The following is a 21,358-nucleotide window of genomic DNA, read 5'->3' as shown; positions in this document are numbered from 1 at the left end:
CCCGCTTTATTTGAATATTCCTGGAGGAAGACATGGGTGCAGTTCGGGGTTGTGATATTCCGGAAGATCTGATGTACAACGTTGAAAACAACGTTTGGGTGCGCAAGGAAAGCGACGGTACCGCCACCGTCGGTCTGACGTCCTACGCCTGTTCGCTGGCGGGCACGATTGTGTCCTACACCCCGAAGAAGGTCGGCAAGACGGTCAAGAAGGACAAGTCCTGCACCACCGTCGAATCCGGCAAGTGGGTGGGTCCGGCGAAGACCCCGGTCACCGGTGAAGTCACCGAGACCAACGACAAGGTTGCGGGTAACCCGGGCCTGATCAACGAAGATCCCTACGGCGAAGGCTGGCTGATCAAGCTGAAGCCGGAAGACTGGGATGGCGAAATCGGCGATCTGAAGACCGGTTCCGACGCCCATGCGGCCTTCGAAGCCAAGATGGAAGCGGACGGTTTCGGCGGCTGCTAAGCCCCGATCCGGTCCGGGCCGCTGACCCGTTGCGGTTGGCGGCCTCTTTTTTTCGGTAATACCCGAGTAAAACCTTCAAGAAATGCGCCGACCCGGAGACCGCTGATGACAAGCTGGAACGATGTAATCCAGCGGGTAGAGCCCCTCGAGGACGTCCCCGTCGATCCGTTGCTGGTTGATGACCTCCAGCATAGCCTGCAACACGCCGGGGATCCGGGTTCGGTGCACTTTTATACCCCGACCTTCAAGTCCTACCAGTCCAGCGAGCTGGCCGATTGTGGGAAGAGTGCGTGGCCTGCGATGTCCATCACCGGTGGCGATTGCAAGCTGGCCTGTGATCACTGCAAGGCCAAGATCCTGGATCCGATGATCCCCGTCCGCACCCCGGAGGATCTCTGGCGCCAGGTGAACGGCGTGATCGAGTCCGGTGCCCAGGGCATGCTCCTGACCGGCGGCTCGAATCATCGCAACGAGGTGGAATACGACCCGTATTACTCCACCATCCGGCGCATCAAGGACGAGTTCCCCGAATTCCGCATTGCCATGCATACCGCACTGGTGGACGACGACATTGCGCTGTCCATGGAACAGGCGGGAATCGATGCGGCGATGATGGACGTCATCGGCGCCCAGGACACCATCACGCAGGTCTATCACCTGCGGCGCAGCGTGGACGACTTCGAGCGCACGCTCGAGAGCCTGGTGAACACCAACATGAAGGTGGTCCCGCATATCGTGATCGGCCTGCACTACGGCAAGCTGCTGGGCGAGTGGAATGCGCTCGAGATGCTGGCGCGCCACCTGCCGGATGCCGTGGTGCTGGTGGTGGTCATGCCGTTCTACGCGCCGGCCAGTCGTCCGTTCGAGACCCCGGATGTGCATGCGGTGGGACGCTTCTTCCACGACGCCCGCGCGCGCCTGGGTGATACCTCGCTGCTGTTGGGCTGCGCCCGTCCACCGGGCGAGGCCAAGAGCCAGATCGACAGCTACGCCGTGATGGCGGGCCTGTCCGGGATCGCTCACCCGGCGGAAGGGGTGGTGGAGCTCGCCGCGCGCCTGGGCAAGAAGGTGCGCGTGACTCCGGCCTGTTGCTCGATCGCCGTCGGGGACGAGGTGATGGCCGAAGACGCCGGCGCCGCCAGTGGCGTCGAACTGGACCTGGATACCATCGTGGCCGAGGAAGCCCGCCGTCGCGAGCAGGAGCGCAAGGCGCGCCAGGGCCTGGGCGGCATTCGCATCGTCACCGAGGGGGGCGAGGTTGCAGCCGGAGGTGGTTGTCATGCCTGAGCGCGACCAGACGACCCTGCGCATCCTCGATACCGGGCTGCGCCCGGCCGCCGAGAACATGGCGTTCAACCGCGCCCTGCTGGAATGTCATCAGGCAGGCGCATCGCCGCATACCCTGCGCTTTTTGCAGTTCCAGCCCTGTGCCCTGGTGGGGTTCCACCAGAACGTGGACCAGGAGATCAACACCGAGTACTGCCAGGAGAACGGCATCGCCATCCAGCGCCGGATCACCGGCGGTGGTGCGATCTATTTCGATGCCACCCAGCTCGGTTGGGAACTGTATCTGGACAAACGCTTTCTCGGTTCGGCCGACATGGGTCAGATTGCCGCGCGCATCTGTAACGCAGCGGCGGCCGGCATGCGTTCGTTGGGCGTGGACGCGCAGTTCCGCCCGCGCAACGATATCGAAGTGGATGGTCGCAAGATCTCCGGTACCGGCGGCGCCTTTGACGGCGATTCGATCATGTACCAGGGCACGTTGCTGATCGAGTTCGATGTCGAGGACATGCTGCGCATCCTGCGCATACCGGCGGAGAAGCTTTCCAACAAGGCCATCGAGTCCGCGCGCGACCGGGTTGTGAACCTCGCCACGCTGCTCGACGAGATGCCCGCACTGGACGTGGTCAAGGAGGCCATTGCGCGCGCCTTCGCCGAGGAGTTCGGGGTGCGCACCGAAGCCGCCGACGTACTCCCGGAAGAGCGCCGCGCCTTCGACGAGGCGCTGGCGGACATCGATACCGAAGAGTGGGTGTATCAGCGCAACCGTCCGGCGACCGATGCCCCGATGTTCGAGAGTATCTCCAAGTCCGATGGCGGGCTGATGCGGGTGGGCGTGGCGCTGGACCCGGAGCGCAAGCGTCTGAAGCAGCTGTGGATTACCGGGGACATCTTCGTGAAACCGGCCCGCACGATCGCCGATCTCGAGGCGGCCCTGCGGGATACGCCGCAGGCGGAGATGGAAGAGCGCGTGCGCGCCTTCTTCGCCGAGCGCGACGTCGAGATGCTCCAGCTGAGCGCGGATGACTTCATCGCCGCTATCCAGTCGGCGCTGGCGCAGGCCGAGGTCGAAGCGGTCGCGGAATGATGAACGGAACGCGAGGTTTTCGCTAATGCTGCCCGCCGCGGTGGATGTGCTGGTCGTTGGTCTGGGCCCGGGCGGGGCCTCGGCCGCGCGTGTGTGTGCCGAGGCCGGGCTGTCGGTGCTCGCGGTCGAGCGTAACAAGGCCTTCGGCGAGCCGGTGCAGTGCGCCGAGTTCATTCCAAACCCGATGGGCGCGTACGCGCAGCCCGACGGCGTGTTGCTGCAGCGGATCGACGCGATGCAGAGCTTCCTGCCCTCCGGCGCGGTGGAACATTCCGACTTCCCGGGCCTGATGGTGGATCGCGGCGAGTTTGATCGCGCCATCATCCGTGCCGCCGAGGCGAACGGGGCGCAGCTGGTGACCTCGACTCCGCTGGTGGCGGTGGACGCGGAACGTCATACCGCCCGGGTGAAACACGCCGGTGACGAACACGAGATCGGCTACCGCGTGCTGATCGCGGCCGATGGGCCGCATTCGCCGGTCGCCGAATCGCTGGGCCTGCCGGCCCTGCCGACGGTGCAGACCCGCCAGTACACCGTGCCGCTGAACAAGCCCTACACCGCCACCGATGTCTGGTTGTCCGATGACTACCCGGGCGGTTACGCCTGGCTGTTCCCCAAGGGCCAATGGGCCAATCTTGGCCTGGGCGCGGACAAGCGCATTGCCGGTGATCTCAAGGCGCCGCTGGAGTCCCTGCATGCCCAGCTGGTCGATCAGGGCCTGCTGGGCGAGGAGATCCGCTACCGCACCGGTGGGGCGATCCCGGTCGGCGGCCTGCGGGAGTCGCTGGTGGCCGGCGACGTGCTGTTCGTCGGCGACGCGGGTGGCCTGACGCACCCGATTACCGGGGCCGGTATTGCCGCAGCGGTGGTTTCGGGCGAGGCCGCCGGCGAGGCCGCGATCGGCCACCTGGAAGGCGACGCCGAGGCCTTGGCCGACTACGACGAGGACATGCGCGACCAGTACGGGCCGGCGCTGGATCGCGCCTGCGAGCGGCGCGCCTTCCTCAACGAACACTGGCGAACCCCGCGGGCGCAGGAAGATGCCACTCAGCGCCGCGGATGGATTGCATTTTCCGAGTATTTCAACGATGGTGACCGGGCCGCGTAATCGGCCCCGGTCGACGGATGCCTGGCATCCCCGAGACAACGCTGGAGGAATTCCATGAGTGCAAGTGCAGAGGAGATGGTCGCGCCGATCAACTTTTATCGGCCCGACTATCACATCAAGACCCCGGACATGCGTTCGCCGGAGTACGTGCAGATGTCCACCGCGGCCGCGATCACGCTGGGCCTGGTTCCGGGCACCATGCATCGCACGTCCTGCACGCACTGCCTGAACCTCCTGGTCACGTACCCGGAAGGCTGCCGTGCCAACTGCTCCTACTGCGGTCTGGCCCGCCACCGCGAGGAATCGCGGGATTACGCCGACCGCAACTTCATCCGCGTCGACTGGCCGACCGCCAAGTACGACGAGGTGATCGAACGCGTGAAGAACCACGCCGACGCCGGCCAGTTCGAGCGCATGTGCATCTCCATGATCACCCACCCGAACTCCGACGCCGACACCGTCGAGCTGCTGGAGCGCTGGGTCGCCGAGGTCAACCATATCCCGGTGTCGATCCTGTCCAACCCGACCACGATGAGCTATGAAGACCTCCAGCTCCTGCGCGACAAGGGCGCGGACATCTTCACCGTCGCGCTGGACGCGGTCACCCCGGAGATCTTCGAGCGCACCCGCGGCAAGGCGGTCGAGAGCCCGCACAGTTGGGACAAGTACTGGCAGTCCATCGAGTGGGCCGCCGAGATCTTCGGCCCGGAGAAATTTGGCGCGCACCTGATCTGCGGCATGGGCGAGACCGAGGAAGAGATCCTGCAGGTCTGCCAGCGCATCCGTGACCTGGGTGGCCACAACCACATGTTTGCCTTCTTCCCGGAAGAGGGCTCGCTGATGGAAGACTGGAACCCGGTCCCGCGTGACCAGTGGCGCCGCGTGCAGCTCGGTCGCTTCGTCATCGACTACGCCGGTGGTCGCATCGACGACATGAAGTTCAATGCCGACGGTCAGGTAGTGGACTTCGGTCTGCCGCAGGCCGAGGTGGAAGAACTGATTGCCTCCGGCAAGCCGTTCCAGACCTCCGGCTGCCCCGGCAAGTCGGACGAGGAGGTCTCGGCCTGCAACCGCCCGTATGGCGATTCCAGCCCGACGGACATCCTGTCCTTCCCGTTTGCGCTCAACTCGACCGATGTCGGGTTCGTCCAGCGGCAAATGGCCGGGGAGGATGTCGGCACCTTCGACTTCGACGCCGACGAGGCGGAAGACGAGAAGACAGCCTGAAATCGATAGTGGTAGTATCCAGCGAAAGCCCCGGAACCCCCGGGGCTTTCGCACGTCAGGGGATCAATAAGACTTTCTGAATATTCAGGTTTCGAGCAGGGTTATCAAGGCCATTCGCCCGAGTGCCCTTGAACACACCTGCCGAAAAACTCGCGCCACAGTCGGTCACCGTGGCGCGGGCCGTGGGAACACCACCAAGACCGGACCGGCGGCGATACAAGGGGGCCGCGCGGAACCGGGGTGTTCGCACAACACAACAAGAAGACCACCAAAGGAGATAAAAGATGGAAGCACGCTTCATTCGCCGCAGCCTGGTGACTATCGCGGTCGGCCTGGCCATGGGCTCCGCCGGCGTCGCGCACGCCACCAACGGCTACTTCGCCCACGGCTACGGCACCAAGGCCAAGGGCATGGGGGGCGTCGGCATGGCGATCTCCCAGGATTCCTACGCCCCGGGCATCAACCCCGCCGGCATCGCCGGCATGGAGACCCGCATCGACGGCTCCCTCACCTACTTCCGTCCCGAGCGTTCTGTGACTTTCGAAGGTCAACCGACGATCGACAGTGGGAGCAAGAATTTCTTCATCCCGTCCCTCGGTTATGTTCAGCAGATTGATGAGACCCGGTCTTGGGGCATCACGTTGTTGGGCAATGGGGGGATGAATACCGACTATCCCCAGCCGATCTTCAACCAGAGCGGTAACCCGCCGGGGGCAACGACCGGTGTCAATCTTGAGCAGCTCGCCATCATTCCGACCTACGCCCAGAGTTTTGCCGAGGGGCGCGTTCGAGTCGGGGTGAGCCCGATCATCAGTTATCAACGTTTCAAAGCTGAGGGACTGGGTGATTTCGCTGGCTTCAGCGTTGCACCGGAGTACGTTAGCGACAACGGTACGGATTCGACTTGGGGATATGGAGGTCAGGTCGGCTTCCAGGCGGACGTTGCGGACGGTGTTACCGTCGGGGCGAACTATCGTTCCAAGATCCGTAATGGCGATTTTGACGACTATCGAGGGCTTTTCGCCAATGGTGGAGAGTTCGATATCCCCTCTACCTACGGGCTGGGCGTTTCGGTAGATGTGACTCCCGCCATCACCGTATCGGCCGATTACCAGCGCATCAATTACTCTGATGTCGATGCTATTTCAAATCCGGGATCCAACCTCTCCTTGGGGCCAGAGGGTGCACTTGGTGCAAGCAATGGGGCAGGTTTCGGCTGGCGCGACATCAATGTCTTTAAGCTCGGTGCGCAGTTTGAAACAGGCAATGACTGGACCTGGCGTGTGGGCTACAACCGAGGTCAGAATCCGATTCGATCGAGCGACGTGACTTTTAACGTGATTGCGCCAGCCGTTATGAAACACCACTATACGCTTGGCTTTACCAAGGCCTTTGGCGAGCAGCATGAGCTGAGTTTTGCAGCCATGTACGCCCCAAGCCAGAGTGTGACTGGCCCGAACATGATGAACCCGGCGCAGGACATCAAGATCGAGATGAAGCAGTACGAGCTCGAGATCGGGTACGCGTACCGGTTCTGATCGGGAGGCCCGGGGCGGTCGCCTGACCGCCGCGGGGCTTTGGTATTGCGCGCCTGGGAGGGGCGCGCCGGTCTTGAGGGGAAGGCCGGATCCGCCAGGGAGGGCGGGTGATTCTGGAGTTCGTGACGCACCGGGGGGTGCATTCCGGGCCCTTCTTCCTGCCGAGCATTCCGCTCGAACCTATTAGTGAATTCAAAGGAGGATGCCATGCGAGCAATCCACGCCTTGCGCGGGAGCGTCCGTGCGGTCGGCATGGTCGCGGCGGTTGCGCTGTTCGCGGCGAGCCAGACCGTGGCGGCCGATACCTATCGCCCGTTTGTACTGGCCTACACCGAATCGGGGACCGATGTCTCCGGCGAGGCTGCCAGTGTGCGGGAACGCCTGGAGGGGGCCGATTTCCGGTTTCTGGGCGAATACCCCGTCAGCAATGACCGACACGTGGTCGTGGTCACCCACGATGACCTGCTGTCCGTCGCCGGCTCGGAGGAGCGGGGTGGTTATATCGCCCCGATCCGCGTGGCCGTAACCGCGGTCGATGGCGAGCTGCAGGTGAGCTACAACAACCTGGAGTACTTCCGTCACGCCTATCGCCTGGATCGTCCGGTAACGGGTGTTGCCAACCGCCTGTCCAGCACTCTGGGTGCCGAACGCGAGTACGGTTCCGAGGACGGGCTGAGCGAACGTGATCTCAGCCGTTATCGCTATACCTTTGGCATGGAGCGCTTTGATGCCCCGTACGAGCTGGCGAGTCATGGCTCCCGGCGGGCGGCGCTGAACGAGCTGGATGGCAATCTCGCATCCCGTGTCGCCGGGGTCAGCGAGGTCTACCGGGTGGACATCCCGGGGCAGGACGTCACCGTGATCGGCGTGGCCGTGCGCGAGGCCGACGGGGCCGACCAGGACTCGGCCGACCTGCACCAGCTCGGCATCGTGGATGTGGGCGAGTTCCGCCATACCGCGACCGTGCCGCTGGAGATCATGGTCCGCGGGGGCGAGGTGGAGGCGCTGCACATGCGCTTCCGCAAGGCGCTGCATTTCCCGGATCTGCGGATGCTGGGGGACAACAGCTTCATGCGTCTGCGCAGCTCGCCCGGCGCGCTGGAGGAGACCCTGAAGGCGGTCGCCGGCCACCAGGAGCAGGAAGATAGCGGATTCGAGTGGTAACCCCGCTATAATCCGTTCGCGCCATGGAATGGCGCAAGGGGTGGCGGAATTCCCGCGTACCCCACTCAAGAACCCCGGTCTGCCGGGGTTTTTTTACGGCCCGGGCACGCAGTTGTTTTATGCTCCCGCAACACTCGCGGCAGGATGCACATCCATGAAATCGATGAAGATCGCCAATATTGGCGAGATCCGCAACGAACTCAACAAGTACAAGAAGGGCAAGAAGCTCGATATCCATCAGTTCAACCAGGTCGCGCGCCTGGCCTGGCTCGGCAAGATCGTGATGCAGCCGCTGGATCTGGAGGATGCCGAGTGCAAGTCCTTCCTGGTCTACATCCAGGAGCCGGAAGAGCTGGCCGCGCACTTTCTCGACACCGACCAGGAGCTGTCCGGCGGCATCCATATCATCGACGGCGAGCAGGCCATGGCCATGGTCGAGATCATGCGCAGTGGGGTCGAGGAACGTGCCAAGCTGTACGAGGATCTCTCGCGCAGCGACTTCTATTTCCGTTACTTCTACCAGCCCGGCCAGGAGGACAAGGCGGACGATCCCGCTGCCGGCCAGGACAAGACCGAGGGCTGACACTTGGTCGCATCGACGGTGACCCCGGAGTGGATCGACGCCGGGGCTCGCTCCGCCGAGGAACTCCACGCGCTGTATGCGGGGCTGGCGAGCATGACCTCGCCGGACGCCCCCCCGCGCGTACTCTGGACGCACGCCCGCGAGCCACATATATCGGTCGGCGCCAGCCAGGATGCCGCGTCCGATCTGGACCTTGCGGCCTGTGCGGAGCAGGGCGTCCCGGTGGTGCGACGCCCGCTGGGCGGTGGCTCGGTCTGGGTGGATGCCGATCAGGCCTGTTTCTTCCTGATCCAGCCGCGTCATGTCCTCGCTCGGGGGCATCGCCACTTGTTCGCCATGGGCCTGGGCATTGCGATGGATGTCCTGCGTGAGGTTGGGCTGGAGGGCGTGGAGGCGCGGGGTCAGGATGTCTGGGTCCAGGGGCGCAAGATCATGGGCACCGGCGCGGCCACGCTCGACGAGGGCTGCGTGTTCGGGGCCAGCTTCCTGCGGCACTTCCCGGTCGAGCGTTTTCTCGCCTGTGTCCATGCCCCTAGCGAGGGCTACCGCGACTGGCTGCGCCCGGCGCTGGAGACCGGCATGACGGATTGCGCCCGTCAGTGCCCGGAGCCGCCCGAGCCCGCGCAGGTCGAGGCCGCCCTGCGCGCGGTCCTGGAGCGCCGTTTCGGCGTGCCGGTGCGGGTGATCGAGCCGGACAGAGACACCATCGAACAGTGGCTGGCGGCCGGGCGCGAGGAGCTCGAGGATCTGGCCGACGGGCAGGGGGCGCCTGCGGTGCGCGACGGGATCCGCGTGAACCGCGACAACCACGTGTTCGAGACCCGCGGGGCCTGTGGGCGCCTGCGTCTGCACGTCGAGGGCTCGCACATCGCACGGGTCTGGTGCGAGGACCCGGCGACCACCGCCATCCTCGAGGAGCACCTGATTGGCGAGTCCCCGGAGCGCCTGCGCGTGCGCTCGCGCCTGAACGGCCAGCTCGATGCCCGCATGGTCGACGAGATCAGTGCCCGCATCGACGGGCTCTATCGCGGAATCGCGGCGGCCTGACCCGCCCATTTCGTTACCCACGAACGCCGGAGATGCCGTATGTCCGAACCGACGATCGAACGCCGCCTGGAGAAACGCGTCATCCTGATGACGCAGGATGCCGGCTTGACCGAGCGCATGCAGGCCCAACTGCCGCAGGGCTGGCAGTTGCACCGGGTGACCGACCTGGATGAGCTCGGTCCGTGGAACGAGATCCTGCTGTATCGCTTCCTGCTGCTGGATCTCGACGAGATCGAGGCCTTCGACCCGCTGGACGTGATCCGGATGCTGCGCATGGAATACCAGATCAATCTTCCGGTATTCTGCTTCGGCGGGGATCAGGACATCCAGGACGAGATGCGCCTGGCTCGCGCCGATCGTTTCTTCGGGCGCGACGAAATGATCGACAAGCTTCCCGAGTTCATTCGCCAGTACGACTGGTAACGGACCCCGGTCCGGCCCGAGGGTCGGACGCAGCGTTACAGGGAGATCGTGGCATGGAACCCATCATCCGGGTGCGCGAGCTGTACAAGGTCTTCGGGCCGAACCCGCAGGAAGGCCTGCGCCTGATCGAGGACGGCCTGGACAAGGACACCATCTTCGAGCGCACCGGCAACACGGTGGGCGTGAAGGACTGCAACCTCGATATCGCCGAGGGTGAGATCTTCGTGGTGATGGGGCTGTCCGGATCGGGCAAGTCCACCCTGGTGCGTCTGCTTAACCGCCTGATCGAGCCCACTGCCGGCACCGTGGAGGTCCGTGGGCGTGACGTCACGCGTATGAGCCAGCGCGATCTGATCCGGTTGCGCAGCGAGGACCTGGCGATGGTGTTCCAGTCTTTCGCCCTGATGCCGCACAAGACCGTGATCGACAACGCCGCGCTGGGTCTGGAGATCGCCGGGGTCGGCCGCACCCGGCGCCGTGAACGTGCCCAGGAGGCGCTGGACCAGGTGGGTCTCAAGGCCCATGCCCGCAGCTATCCGGATGAACTTTCCGGCGGCATGCAGCAGCGTGTGGGCCTGGCCCGTGCGCTGGCCACCGACCCCTCGATCATGCTGATGGACGAGGCCTTCTCGGCGCTGGACCCGTTGATCCGCACCGAGATGCAGGACCGCCTGCTGGACCTGCAGCGCGAACACCGACGTACGGTCGTGTTCATCTCCCACGATCTCGACGAGGCGATCCGGATCGGGGATCGCATCGCCATCATGCAGGGTGGCGAGGTAGTGCAGGTCGGTACGCCGAAGGAAATCATCACGCACCCAGCCAACGAATACGTGCGCTCGTTCTTCCACGGCGTGGACATCACCCAGGTATTCCAGGCCTGCGACATCATGGACAGCGAGAACATCCCGGTACTGGATGCCGATACCACGGCCGGTGAGGCGCGCAACCGCATTGCCCACGTGCCGGGTAACGAGGCCGTGATCGTCGATGCCGGCGGGCGCTTCCAGTCCGTCGTCCAGGCCAAGCGTCTGGGCGAGCTTACCCTGGATCGCGCCGCCAGCGAGGTCGCGGTGGAGGTGGAGCCGGTCCCCGAGGATACGGCGCTGGCCGACCTGCCGCGGCGGGCCGCGCAGAGCCCGGTATCCATCCCGGTGGTGGATGGCGAGGGCCGGTTCCGCGGCCTGGTGACCCTGCAGCGCCTGGTCGAGGCCCTGGACCGCAGCCGCAACGCGGCCGCCGCGAACGGAGATTACTGACATGGAAGGGCGCATCAATATCCCGGTGGGCGACTGGATCGAGAGCGGAGTCGACTGGATCCTCGATAACCTGGAGCCGGCGCTGGACGGTATTGCCTGGTTCCTGGGGCTACTGACCAATTCCTTCGAGGGGGCCTTGCTCGCGATCCCCGCCTGGCTGCTGGTGCTGGTGCTGGTGGGGCTTAGCTGGTGGCGGGTCAGCTGGCGCTTCGGCATCTTCGCTATCGTGGCGCTGGGCCTGATCCTCGGGATGGACCTGTGGGAGCCCACCATCAAGACGTTGTCGCTGGTGCTGGCGGCCACCGCCGTGGCGCTGGCGATCGGCATGCCGGTCGGGGTCGCGATGGCGCGCAGCGACTGGCTCGAGGCCTCGATTCGTCCGGTGCTGGATCTGATGCAGACCATGCCTCCGTTTGTCTACTTGATCCCCGCCGCAATCTTCTTCGGGCTGGGCACGGTGCCCGGCGCGATCGCCACGGTGGTGTTCTGTATGCCGCCGGTGGTGCGTCTGACCAATCTCGGCATCCGCCAGGTAAACCGCGAGCAGATCGAGGCCGGGCTGGCCTTCGGTTGCAATCGGCGCCAACTCCTGACCAAGATTCAGTTGCCTCTGGCGATGCCGTCGATCATGGCCGGCATCAACCAGACCATCATGCTGGCGCTCTCCATGGTGGTGATCGCGTCGATGATCGGTGCCGGCGGGCTTGGCAACACCGTGCTCACCGGTATCCAGCGGCTCGATGTCGGGCTGGGGTTCGAGGGCGGCCTGGGGGTCGTGATCCTCGCCATCCTGCTCGACCGGATCACTCAGAGCGTAGGACTGCGGCGCAAGGCGAGCAGTTGACCGGCCCTCGCGTCGCGCTATCCGTTTCACTCGAAGGAAGGAGTAGCACGATGAACAAGACACTGACTTCAACCCTGCTGGGCGGCGTGCTGGCCGCCTCCATGGGCCTCTCCACGGCCCAGGCCGACGATATCCAGATTGGCTGGACTGCATGGTCCGATGCCGAATTCGTGACCCGGCTGGCCGAGCGCGTCATCGAGGACGAGATGGGTTACTCGGTGGAGCTGATCCAGACCGATATCGCCCCGCAGTACCAGGGTCTGGCCTCCGGCGACATCGACATGATGCTGATGGCCTGGCTGCCAGGGACCCACGCCGACTACATGGATCGTGTGGGTCAGGACGTGGTGAACCTGGGGCCGCTGTATGGCAACGCCCGCCTCGGCTGGGTGGTGCCGGACTATATCCCCGAGGACGAGCTTGGCTCCATCGAGGACCTGAAGAAGGACTCCGTACGGGACAAGCTGAATGGCCGCATCACCGGGATCGACCCGGGCGCGGGCCTGACGCGGTTGTCGGAAGAGGCCATGGAGACCTACGGCCTGGATGGCTACAACCTGCAGATCTCCTCCGGGGCGGGTATGACCTCCGCGCTGGAACGCGCCATCCGTCGTGACGAGTGGATCGTGGTGACCGGCTGGAGCCCGCACTGGAAATTCGGCGCCCATGATCTGCGTTACCTCGAAGACCCGGAAGGTGCCCTGGGCAGCTTCGAACGGATCCATGCCCTGGCTCGTGAAGGCTTCGCCGAGGAGTACCACGACGTGGCGATGATGATCTCGCGTATGCACCTGGATCTCGAGGTCCTGGAAGACGCGATGTTTTACGCCCAGGAAAACTCCTACGCGGAGGCCGTGGATCGCTTTATCGAGGACAACCCGAAGTACGTGCAGTACTGGGTGACCGGTGTGATCGACTGATCACCGCAGGCCATGGCCATGCCCGAAAGCCCCGCTCCGGCGGGGCTTTCTTCGTCTGGGGCCCCGACTCCATTGTTAACCACGAAGCGCACGAAGATACGAAGAAGGGCCAAGGCGGTTGCACCACGGAGGACACAAACAGTACGCAGAAGCCCGATTCGGGGGCGAGCGACGGGTCGATCGGAACACCTTGTCGGCATTCTCCGGTCACCATGAAGACGCCCCTCCCTCGGCATCCCGGAAACCGCGCAGCGGTTATCCGGGATCGCCACTGCTGGAGATCACCCGGACGTCCGGGGCTCGCCCGGGAGATCCCGGCTCTCCGCTTCGCTGCGGCCGGGATGACGAGGGGGTATGCGGCCGGGGATGACGAGGGGCGTGCGGCCGGGGATGACGGGGGCGTGCGGCAGGAGATGGCAATGGACGGTTGTGGCTGGACCCGAAACGCGAAAGGCCCCGGGCAGGTTGCCGCGGGGCCTTTCGCTGTTGCCGTCCCCGATGGAGCGGGGCCGCGCTGGCCGGACTGGATCAGCCGATCCAGGCGTGTTCCAGCACGTCGATGCGGACCTTCTCGTGGAAGGTCTCGCCATTGCCCTCGATCACCAGGTCGCCAATGCGGGTGCCGGCGGTGTCGTAGCTGAACTTGCAGTCGAAGGTGCCCGGCAGGGACACGCTGCCCTCGCACAGGGTCTCGCCTTCCACGGAGAACGAGCACTGGGCGCTGCCGGAGCCGTTCAGCACGGCCTGCAGCCGGAATTCCTCGTTGACCGGACGGCGGTAGAAGTTCGGGTCGCGGTTCGGGTTGTACTGCAGGTTGTTCAGCTTGACGAGCTTGACAAGTTTCATACCGGGTCCTCTATTGAAGCGCTGAATCCGAGTGACGGGCGCATCCGCAAGACCAACCCCGCTGCCGTGGGGCGTTTGGTTCATGCAAGTGCGCAGGTTCGATAGAATAGAAACAGAGAATGATACAACAAAGCCTGCGGGAACACGATTGGCGGCCCGCCCAACGCGCAGCAGGGTAACGCCGCCCCCGCGCATACACCAGTCCCGGCCCCGCGGTCAGTCCCGACCCCGCGGTCGACATCGGAGATCCCATGAAGAACCTGATCAACCGCATCCGCGGTGTGGAACGCGACGTCATCGAGAAACCGGGGGACGCGGGTGACGCCCCGTTCTACAAGCCCCAGCGCGACGAGATCGAGATCTTCAAGGCGGCCTACTCGAAGCGCCTGCCGGTGATGCTCAAGGGGCCGACCGGTTGCGGCAAGACCCGCTTCCTGGAGCACATCGCCCACGTCCTGGGCCAGCCGCTGGTGACGGTGTCCTGCCACGAGGACCTGACCAGCTCCGACCTGGTCGGGCGCTTCCTGCTGGAGGGCGAGGAAACCGTCTGGCAGGACGGCCCGCTGACGCGCTCGGTCAAGGAGGGTGCGATCTGCTACCTCGACGAAATCGTCGAGGCGCGCACCGACACCACCGTGGTGATCCACCCGCTGACTGACCACCGCCGCCAGCTCCCGCTGGACAAGAAGTCGCAGATCATCGATGCGCACGAAGACTTCATGCTGGTGATCTCCTACAACCCGGGCTATCAGACCGTACTGAAGGACCTGAAGCCCTCGACCAAGCAGCGCTTCGTCGGTATCCACTTCGACTACCCGGAGGAGGACGTCGAGCGCGAGATCGTGGCCAAGGAATCCGGTGGGCTGGACGCCGATCGCGTGGAGAAGCTGGTCGCCGCCGGGCGCAAGGCGCGCGCGCTGAAGGATCACGGTCTGGAAGAGGCCACCTCCACCCGTGCGCTGGCCTACGCCGGCGAACTGATGCAGGCGGGCTTGAGCCCGCGTGTCGCCTGCCGCGCCGCGATGATCGCCCCCATCACCGATGACCCCGAGCTGATCCAGGCACTGGAGGAGATCTTCGACGCCCACTTCCCCGAGTCCGAAGCCGCGTGAGCGATACCGCAACCAACGGCGGCGCGAAACCGGAGGCGGAAGAGCTCGTCGAGATCGAGGAGATCCTCCAGCACCTGGAGGACATCAGCTTCGTCGCCCATCGCGACACCAAGGAGGCCCTGCCGACCATCCGGCCGTTCGGTGCCACCATCGCGCGGCGCTGGATCGAGACCGCGCGCGACCTGTTCTTCCATGACCGCGAGTCGGGCAAGAGTTTTATGCGCCACTCGGCGCGACTCGCCGAGCACATGCAGACGGTGGAGCTGTGGCTGGAGCAGGCGGCCCGCTTCAAGGAGTGGGTCAATTCCAACTATGCGCTGGAAGGCTTCATGGCCCAGGCCGATCGCGTGTACGGCGCCTGGGGCGAGGCCGGCGAACGCGAGTGGGCCGAGATCGGCCTGCGCTGGTGCGCACGCAGCCTGCCCGATGCCCGGGCCTATTTCGAGACCGACTTCGAGAAGCTCGCCGGCGGGCGTGGCATCGACGGCCTGCGCGCGCTGATCGAGCCGGCCGAGACCCTGTTCGACGAACGCGGCCTGACTCTGGACGCCTACCTCGAGGGCGCCCCGATCGCCCGCAACCTGGTCGGCGACCAGGGCCTGCTGTCGTGGGCGCGGCGCGGCGCGGACCTGCTGAAGGCCGGGCGCTCGCGCGGCGAGGCGTACTTTCGCCTGGAGAGCGACGAGAGCCTGAAGCTGCTGCTGGAGGCGTTGCCGGGCTTTCGCCCGCGCATGCACGGGCGCTTCCTGCGCCTGGTGCTGATGGCCTGGCTGGACGCCGACATCCCGCTGGCGGACTCCAGCTGGAAGCCGGGCGAGGGCCGCCCGATGCTGGAGACCGATGGCCGGCGCCTGTTCATGCCGGCGGTGATGGATTCCCGCGAGGAGACCATCGTCGCCACCCAGCACGCGGCCGCGCATCTGGCCTTCGACACCTATGCGCACACCGACGTCGAACGGCTGTTCGAGCGCGCGGGCGCCGAGCATCCGCCGCTGGACGACAAGTCGCGCATCACCTGGCGCCCGCTGTTCGCGCCATTCGAGGCGCGCATGTTCCGCTTCCAGGTGCTGTTCGACCTGGCCGAAGACCTGCGCGTGAACGCGCGCCTGGCCCCGCGCATCCCGAATTTCCTGCCGCGCCTGGTGGAGCTTGCCCGGGCCCACGAGCGTCCGGAGGGTGCGGCCGGCAGCTACTACGATTTCGCCCTGCGCGCCCACCAGGCCCTGCTACGGGGCGAGCCGCAGGACCCGCGCCTGGCGCGGATGCTGGAGCCGGACGCCGATATCGTCACTGCCTGGTCCGTGGGCGAGGAGCTGTTCGCCGACGAGGCCTTCCCCGAGATCACCATCGAGGAGCGCGCCGAGGCCTATCTGCCCGGGCTGTCGCTGAACCAGTCGCTGCCCGTCTACCCGCAGCGCAAGCGCGACGGCAGCCTGGCTGATTTCCGCGACCACGAGGCGCACGACGAGCACAAGCTCGAGCACCAGAAGCAGGAAGAACAGCCGCAGCAGGCCCCGGAGCAGGCACAGAAGGACCCGGACGCGGATATCCAGACCCCGCAGCAGGAGACCTCCGGCACCGGCGGGCGCATCGGCACCGGCATCCCGCAGCCGGCCCAGGTGGCCAAACGCGCCGCGCCCTACACCCCGAAGAAGGACGGCATCCCGTATCCGGAGTGGGACTACCGCGAGCAGCGCTACATCTCCGAGTGGGTGAACCTCTACGAGCGCGTGCTGGACGACGAGAACCCGGAGCTGGCGGCGACCATCCTGTCCGAGAACGCGGACACCCTGAAGCGTCTGACCCGCGGCCTGGAGATGCAGCGCCCGATGCGCCTGGCGCCGCAGCGCAAGCAGCTGGACGGCGACGAGCTGGATACCGAAGCGGTGATCGACTACATCGCCGACAAGAAGGCCGGGCTCTCGCCCAAGGCCTTCATCTACCGCCGCCGCGCGGTGCAGCATCGCGACACTTCGGTACTGATGCTGGCGGACATGTCCACCTCCATCATGGCGCGCCACCCAAGCGGGCAGGGCAAGATCGTCGACCGTGTGCGCGAAGGGATGATGCTGTTCGCCGAGGCCATCGAAAAGGTCGGCGACCCCTACGCGCTCGCCGGCTTTGCCTCCAAGCAGCGCGACCAGGTCAACTACTACTGGTTGAAGGATTTCAACGAGGACTTGAACGACACCGTGCGCGCCCGCATCGCCGGGGTGTCCGGGCGCCTGGCCTCGCGCATGGGGGCGGGCATCCGTCACTCGCTGGAGGCGTTCAAGCGCAACTCCAGCCAGCGCCGCCTGTTGCTGATCCTCACCGATGGGCGCCCGGCCGACTACGACGATGGCGGTGACCAGCGCTATCTGCACGAAGACACCCGCATGGCGATGAAGGAGGCGGTGGATGCCGGTATTCACCCCTTCTGCATCACCCTGGACCCGTCCGGGTCCGAGTACCTGCCGGCCATCTTCGGCCCCGGGCACTACACCATCATCGACCACGTGGACGAGCTGCCGCGCCGTCTGCCCGAGATCTACCTGAGGCTGCGCCAGTGAATGCCACCCCCGAAGCCATCGCTCCGGCCGCCACAGCCCCGGGGTCGGAGCGCGCCCCGGCCCGTCGCCACGCGACCCTGCTGCATGCGCCGCGCTATCGCGGGCACAGCTACGGCGACAACCATCCCCTCGGTATCCCGCGTGTCTCGCTGACCATTGACCTGATCGAGGCCTATGACGCGATCACCCCCGGGGAGATGGCCGTCACGCGCCGTGCGCAGCCGGCCGAGCTCGAATGGTTCCACACCCGCGAGTACGTCTCCGCGATGCAGCGCGCCGAGGCGCTGGGCAAGGTCTTCCAGCGCTACCGCGACCGCCACAACATCGGCAACTTCGAGAACCCGTTCTTCGCCGGCTTCTTCGCCACCCCGGCCACTGCCACCTTTGGCTCCATCCAGGGCGCCGAGGTCGTGCTGGGCGGGCAGATGGCCTTTAATCCGGCTGGCGGCATGCACCACGCCGCTCCCGACCAGGCGCGCGGGTTCTGCTACTTCAACGACCCCGCGCTCGCGATCCTGCGCCTGCGCCAGGCCGGCCAGCGGGTGCTCTATCTCGACATCGACGCCCACCACGGTGATGGCGTCGAGGCCGCGTTCACCGACGACCCGGATGTCCTCACCGTCTCCCTGCACATGGACACCGAATACGGCTACCCCTTCCAGGGCGGGCGCATCGAGGACACGGGCCCGCTCGGCAATGCGGTGAATGTGCCACTGCCGAAGGAGACCAACGACACGGAGTTCCGCGCTGCCTTCACCCGGGTCTGGGACGCGGTACGTGATCGCTGGCAGCCGGACGTGATCGTCGTCCAGGCGGGCACCGATGCCCTGCTGCCGGATCCGCTCGGCAAGTTCGGGATCTCCACCCAGTGCTTCCTTGCCTGTATCGACGACGTGATCGAAACCAGCCCGCGCCACGCCGATGGCACGCCGAAGCTGCTGGTCCTCGGCGGTGGCGGCTATCACCCCCTCGCGCTCGCCCGCTGCTGGACCGGCGTCTGGGCCCTGCTGACCGGTCGCGACCTCCCCGCCGCGATCCCCGCGGCCGGCCAGGCCTTGCTGCGCGAGGTCGACTGGGACATGGACGAGGAAGAGGCGTGGTACGCGAACCTGTTCGTCTCCCGCCTGGACGCCGACCGTTCCGGCCCCGTGCGCCCCGAACTCGAGGACCGCCTGGAGCGGCTTTTCCATACACACCCGCTGTTGCGCGGGTAGTGAAGAGACGCTGACCCATCACCGGCCCGTGACTGCGGGCACAGACGATACCGAGCCTGGATTGTGGCTCCGCGTCTCCTGGGGCGCCCATCGGGTGTAAAGCTTTCCGACGGGGTTTCGGGCCGGTTTCCCGAAAAATGTCGGAATGGTTTACACGAGGTCCTTCGCGGCGAATCGGGTTTGCGAAAAACTCGCGATCAAACAGGTCTTTAGCGGCTTTGGCGCGTGTCTTGCTTCGTAGTTGCTCGAGAGGGCGAAAGGCGCCCTGAGCGGTCAACAGGCCGGGAGCCGGAGGTGAGTGTGATGCGCAAGTGGTGGAGTAAACAGGTGGTGGTGCTAGCGGGCGTAATGCTCGCAGGCTCGGTGGCGAACGCGGCCATTATCGAGCTTCCGGACGTCGACGAGACCTATGACGGGATCCCGGTCGCCATTCAGTACAACGATTTCTATTCTTACTCCGGCTCGTTGCTGAACCAGTGGGGTTTCCTGTCCAATGACCAGTTTACCGGGCAGGGCACCGGCACGCTGGATCTGATTGTGGGCACGGGTGCTGGTGGCGCGGATAACCAGGGTATCGGGCCCGGCGGCAGCTACAATTTCGAGGACCCCATGCCCTTGCCGGGTGGCGGTACGACCGACTTCACTGGTGACTGGGGGCTGGGCACCCAGGCCAACGGGCCTGTGCTGGTGGACAACCTCCTGGCGTACCTGGATGCGATTAACCCGGGGGCCACAATCCCCACGTTCATCTTCGATCACAACCAGACAGGCTCAGCCCCCGATCTGTGGGTCCAGGCCGAGGTCTTTATCTACGACCCCGTCACCGGGGAACGCGTGGCTCGCTGGATCTTTGACGACGGCAATGGCGGCCCGGTTCTCTCGCCCGGCGAGGTCGAGGTGATTGGCGATTCGGGCGAGGTGTACGAGGCCGATGCCAACAAGGGAAGCGGCAAGCTGGACTACATCGTGTTTGCCCCGACCATGGATCTCGGCCTGTTCTCCGGCGAAGGCTATCTGTTCGGGATCGATTTCTTTATGGACGACCTGAACAATGGCTTCGAGGAGCTTTATCTCAGCGGTCGGTTCGCCACCACGACCGAGGTTCCGCTCCCTGGGCCGGTCTGGTTGATCGGGCTTGGGCTCGTGATGCTGGGGGCCTTCCGCCGCTATCGGCATTCGGCCCCGGGCCTGTAGCCTCCGCTGCTTTCCTCTGCCGCCCCCTGGCTTCCGGCTCGGGTCGGCCTCTGCCCCGCGCCCTGGCACATGCCAGGGCGCGGCTGTTTGTGCGGCCGTACAATGCCGCCGGTAGTGGCCCGCTCGCGTTGCGGGTTTTCGCAAATCCCGTCCGCTGACGTACGATTCTCCCCCTCATCGGGTGGGTGAGGGTTCGGGGCTTCCCTGAGTCCGTCACCAGGGACCCGCGACCAATCGAGGAGACGCATGCAGCCCGTGCAGAAACTGATACCCGGATACGCCAATGCCAAGGCGACGCGTCGTTACGCAGAGCAGTTCGTGTCCGAGGGCAAGGCCGCCGAGGGGCATTACAGCGAGTTCTCGCGCGCGAAGATGCGCCTGTCGAGCCTCGGGATCGGCACCTTCGGCGGGGCAGCCACCGCCGAGGTCGACGCGCAGATCTCCGCGATCGTTGCGCGTGGCCTGGCCGAGGGCGTCAACGTGGTCGATACCGGCGCGCACTACCGCTACGGCCGGTCGCTGGCCGCGGTGGGGGCTGGCGTGCGTACCGCGCTGGAGGCCGGGGTTCCGCGCGAGGCGATGTTCCTGATCTCCAAGGGCGGCTTCCTGACCCTGCGCGGTGGGCCTCCGGAGGACATGGAGGCCTGGTTCCAGCGCGAGATCGAGGCCCAGGGCATGGGCACGAAGGATGATCTGGCCAAGGGCGCGCATCTGCTGACGCCGGAATACCTCCACTACCAGATGGAGCTGTCACGCTCGCTGATGGGGGTGGAGACGCTGGACGCGTTCCTGATCGACCAGCCCGAGGTGCACATCCACGAGATCGGCAAGGAGCCGACCAACCGCAAGCTGGAGCCCGTGTTCGAGATGCTGGAGCGGGCGGTACTCGAAAAGAAGATCCGCACCTACGGCATCTCCACCTTCGAGGGCTTCCGCGAGGAGACCGACGCGGCGGTGTTCCAGTCGCTCACCTCCATGCAGGGCCTGGCCGAACGCGCCGCGCAGACGGTGACCGGCGACGACCATGCGCGGCACCACTTCAAGATCGCCATGCTGCCGTTCAACCAGGTGATGCTGGAAGGCTTTACCCGCTTCAACACCGCGACCGGGCAGGGCAATGTGGCCAGCCCGCTGCAGGCCGCGCACCAGCTGGAGGTGTACATGATCGCCTCGCATTCCATGCTGAAGGGGCATCTGGCGAAACAGTCGGTGGAGGTGGTCGAGCAGCAACTGGCGAGCCTGCCCAACCCGGCGCAGCGCGCGTTGCAGTTCAACCGCTCCACGCCGGGTCTGGGCACCTCGCTGGTCGGCATGAGCACGCCGGAACACCTGGACGACATGCTGGCGGTGATGCGCGAGCCGATGATGGACAAGAAGGCCTATCTCGGCATGTTCAAGAAGGCCGAGGAGTAACCAGGATCCTCGCCCTTCCTTGTAGGAGCGTGCTTGCACGCGAAGCCCCTGCCAAAGCCGGATGCGGGCAGGG

General features: G+C 65.5%; 19 protein-coding genes. 18 read left to right on the top strand and 1 reads right to left on the bottom strand.

Annotated elements, in window-relative coordinates; all coding sequences use genetic code 11:
• Positions 1–32 precede the first annotated feature (32 nt).
• From G335_RS0105200 to G335_RS0105140, 13 genes are all read left to right on the top strand, one after another.
• Entirely contained in the window at positions 33–470 is a 438-nt protein-coding gene (locus G335_RS0105200; RefSeq protein WP_077276997.1) for a glycine cleavage system protein H, read from the top strand.
• Between the two features lie 105 nt (positions 471–575).
• Positions 576–1,757, top strand: coding sequence for a radical SAM protein (locus G335_RS0105195; RefSeq protein ID WP_018144000.1), 1,182 nt, complete (start codon positions 576–578; stop codon positions 1,755–1,757).
• On the top strand, positions 1,750–2,841 hold the full coding sequence (locus tag G335_RS0105190; RefSeq protein WP_018176087.1) for a lipoate--protein ligase family protein: 1,092 nt from the start codon (positions 1,750–1,752) through the stop codon (positions 2,839–2,841). Before G335_RS0105195 ends, G335_RS0105190 begins: the two co-directional genes overlap by 8 nt.
• 25 nt (positions 2,842–2,866) lie before the next feature.
• A complete protein-coding gene (locus tag G335_RS0105185) occupies positions 2,867–3,949 on the top strand; it encodes an NAD(P)/FAD-dependent oxidoreductase (protein WP_018168418.1) in 1,083 nt (360 codons plus the stop codon).
• Positions 3,950–4,003: 54 nt separating this feature from the next.
• A complete protein-coding gene (locus tag G335_RS0105180) occupies positions 4,004–5,176 on the top strand; it encodes a radical SAM protein (protein WP_018143997.1) in 1,173 nt (390 codons plus the stop codon).
• 284 nt (positions 5,177–5,460) lie between these two features.
• Complete coding sequence (locus G335_RS0105175) at positions 5,461–6,714, top strand: OmpP1/FadL family transporter (RefSeq protein ID WP_018176086.1); 1,254 nt, start codon at positions 5,461–5,463, stop codon at positions 6,712–6,714.
• A gap of 207 nt (positions 6,715–6,921) precedes the next feature.
• The gene (locus tag G335_RS0105170) at positions 6,922–7,878 is read left to right on the top strand and encodes a hypothetical protein (protein ID WP_018176085.1); all 957 of its coding nucleotides are present in this window, start codon (positions 6,922–6,924) and stop codon (positions 7,876–7,878) included.
• Positions 7,879–8,032: 154 nt separating this feature from the next.
• Positions 8,033–8,461, top strand: coding sequence for a hypothetical protein (locus tag G335_RS0105165; RefSeq protein ID WP_018143994.1), 429 nt, complete (start codon positions 8,033–8,035; stop codon positions 8,459–8,461).
• Between the two features lie 3 nt (positions 8,462–8,464).
• Positions 8,465–9,508, top strand: a complete 1,044-nt coding sequence (locus G335_RS0105160; protein ID WP_018176084.1) for a lipoyl protein ligase domain-containing protein — start codon at positions 8,465–8,467, stop codon at positions 9,506–9,508.
• Between the two features lie 39 nt (positions 9,509–9,547).
• A complete protein-coding gene (locus G335_RS0105155; protein WP_018143992.1) occupies positions 9,548–9,931 on the top strand; it encodes a hypothetical protein in 384 nt (127 codons plus the stop codon).
• A gap of 53 nt (positions 9,932–9,984) precedes the next feature.
• Complete coding sequence (proV, locus tag G335_RS0105150; RefSeq protein WP_018176083.1) at positions 9,985–11,190, top strand: glycine betaine/L-proline ABC transporter ATP-binding protein ProV; 1,206 nt, start codon at positions 9,985–9,987, stop codon at positions 11,188–11,190.
• A 1-nt stretch (position 11,191) separates the two neighbouring features.
• The gene (locus tag G335_RS0105145) at positions 11,192–12,034 is read left to right on the top strand and encodes a proline/glycine betaine ABC transporter permease (RefSeq protein ID WP_018143990.1); all 843 of its coding nucleotides are present in this window, start codon (positions 11,192–11,194) and stop codon (positions 12,032–12,034) included.
• 50 nt (positions 12,035–12,084) lie between these two features.
• On the top strand, positions 12,085–12,954 hold the full coding sequence (locus tag G335_RS0105140; RefSeq protein ID WP_018176082.1) for a glycine betaine ABC transporter substrate-binding protein: 870 nt from the start codon (positions 12,085–12,087) through the stop codon (positions 12,952–12,954).
• A 528-nt stretch (positions 12,955–13,482) separates the two neighbouring features.
• Here the strand turns inward: G335_RS0105140 and G335_RS0105135 are convergent.
• Positions 13,483–13,800, bottom strand: a complete 318-nt coding sequence (locus G335_RS0105135; protein WP_018143988.1) for a hypothetical protein — start codon at positions 13,798–13,800, stop codon at positions 13,483–13,485.
• Positions 13,801–14,051: 251 nt separating this feature from the next.
• Here G335_RS0105135 and G335_RS0105130 point away from each other — a divergent pair, with 251 nt between their 5' ends.
• From G335_RS0105130 to G335_RS0105110, 5 genes are all read left to right on the top strand, one after another.
• Positions 14,052–14,912 (top strand): CbbQ/NirQ/NorQ/GpvN family protein, encoded by an 861-nt coding sequence (locus G335_RS0105130; RefSeq protein ID WP_018168425.1) that lies wholly within the window; start codon positions 14,052–14,054, stop codon positions 14,910–14,912.
• A complete protein-coding gene (locus tag G335_RS0105125) occupies positions 14,909–17,464 on the top strand; it encodes a nitric oxide reductase activation protein NorD (protein ID WP_018176081.1) in 2,556 nt (851 codons plus the stop codon). The genes G335_RS0105130 and G335_RS0105125 overlap by 4 nt, the downstream gene beginning before the upstream one ends.
• A complete protein-coding gene (locus tag G335_RS0105120) occupies positions 17,461–18,678 on the top strand; it encodes an acetoin utilization protein AcuC (protein WP_018176080.1) in 1,218 nt (405 codons plus the stop codon). The genes G335_RS0105125 and G335_RS0105120 overlap by 4 nt, the downstream gene beginning before the upstream one ends.
• A 303-nt stretch (positions 18,679–18,981) precedes the next feature.
• Positions 18,982–19,872: a PEP-CTERM domain protein gene (locus tag G335_RS0105115; RefSeq protein ID WP_018168428.1), complete on the top strand. Its 891-nt coding sequence runs from the start codon at positions 18,982–18,984 to the stop codon at positions 19,870–19,872.
• 246 nt (positions 19,873–20,118) lie between these two features.
• Positions 20,119–21,285, top strand: coding sequence for an aldo/keto reductase (locus G335_RS0105110; protein ID WP_018176078.1), 1,167 nt, complete (start codon positions 20,119–20,121; stop codon positions 21,283–21,285).
• Positions 21,286–21,358: the final 73 nt, after the last annotated feature.

It is taken from the genome of Thioalkalivibrio sp. AKL8 (assembly GCF_000380525.1).
Lineage (GTDB): Bacteria > Pseudomonadota > Gammaproteobacteria > Ectothiorhodospirales > Ectothiorhodospiraceae > Thioalkalivibrio > Thioalkalivibrio versutus.
Note: the sequence above shows the minus strand (reverse complement) of the source record. Positions and strands in the feature narration are given on the sequence as shown.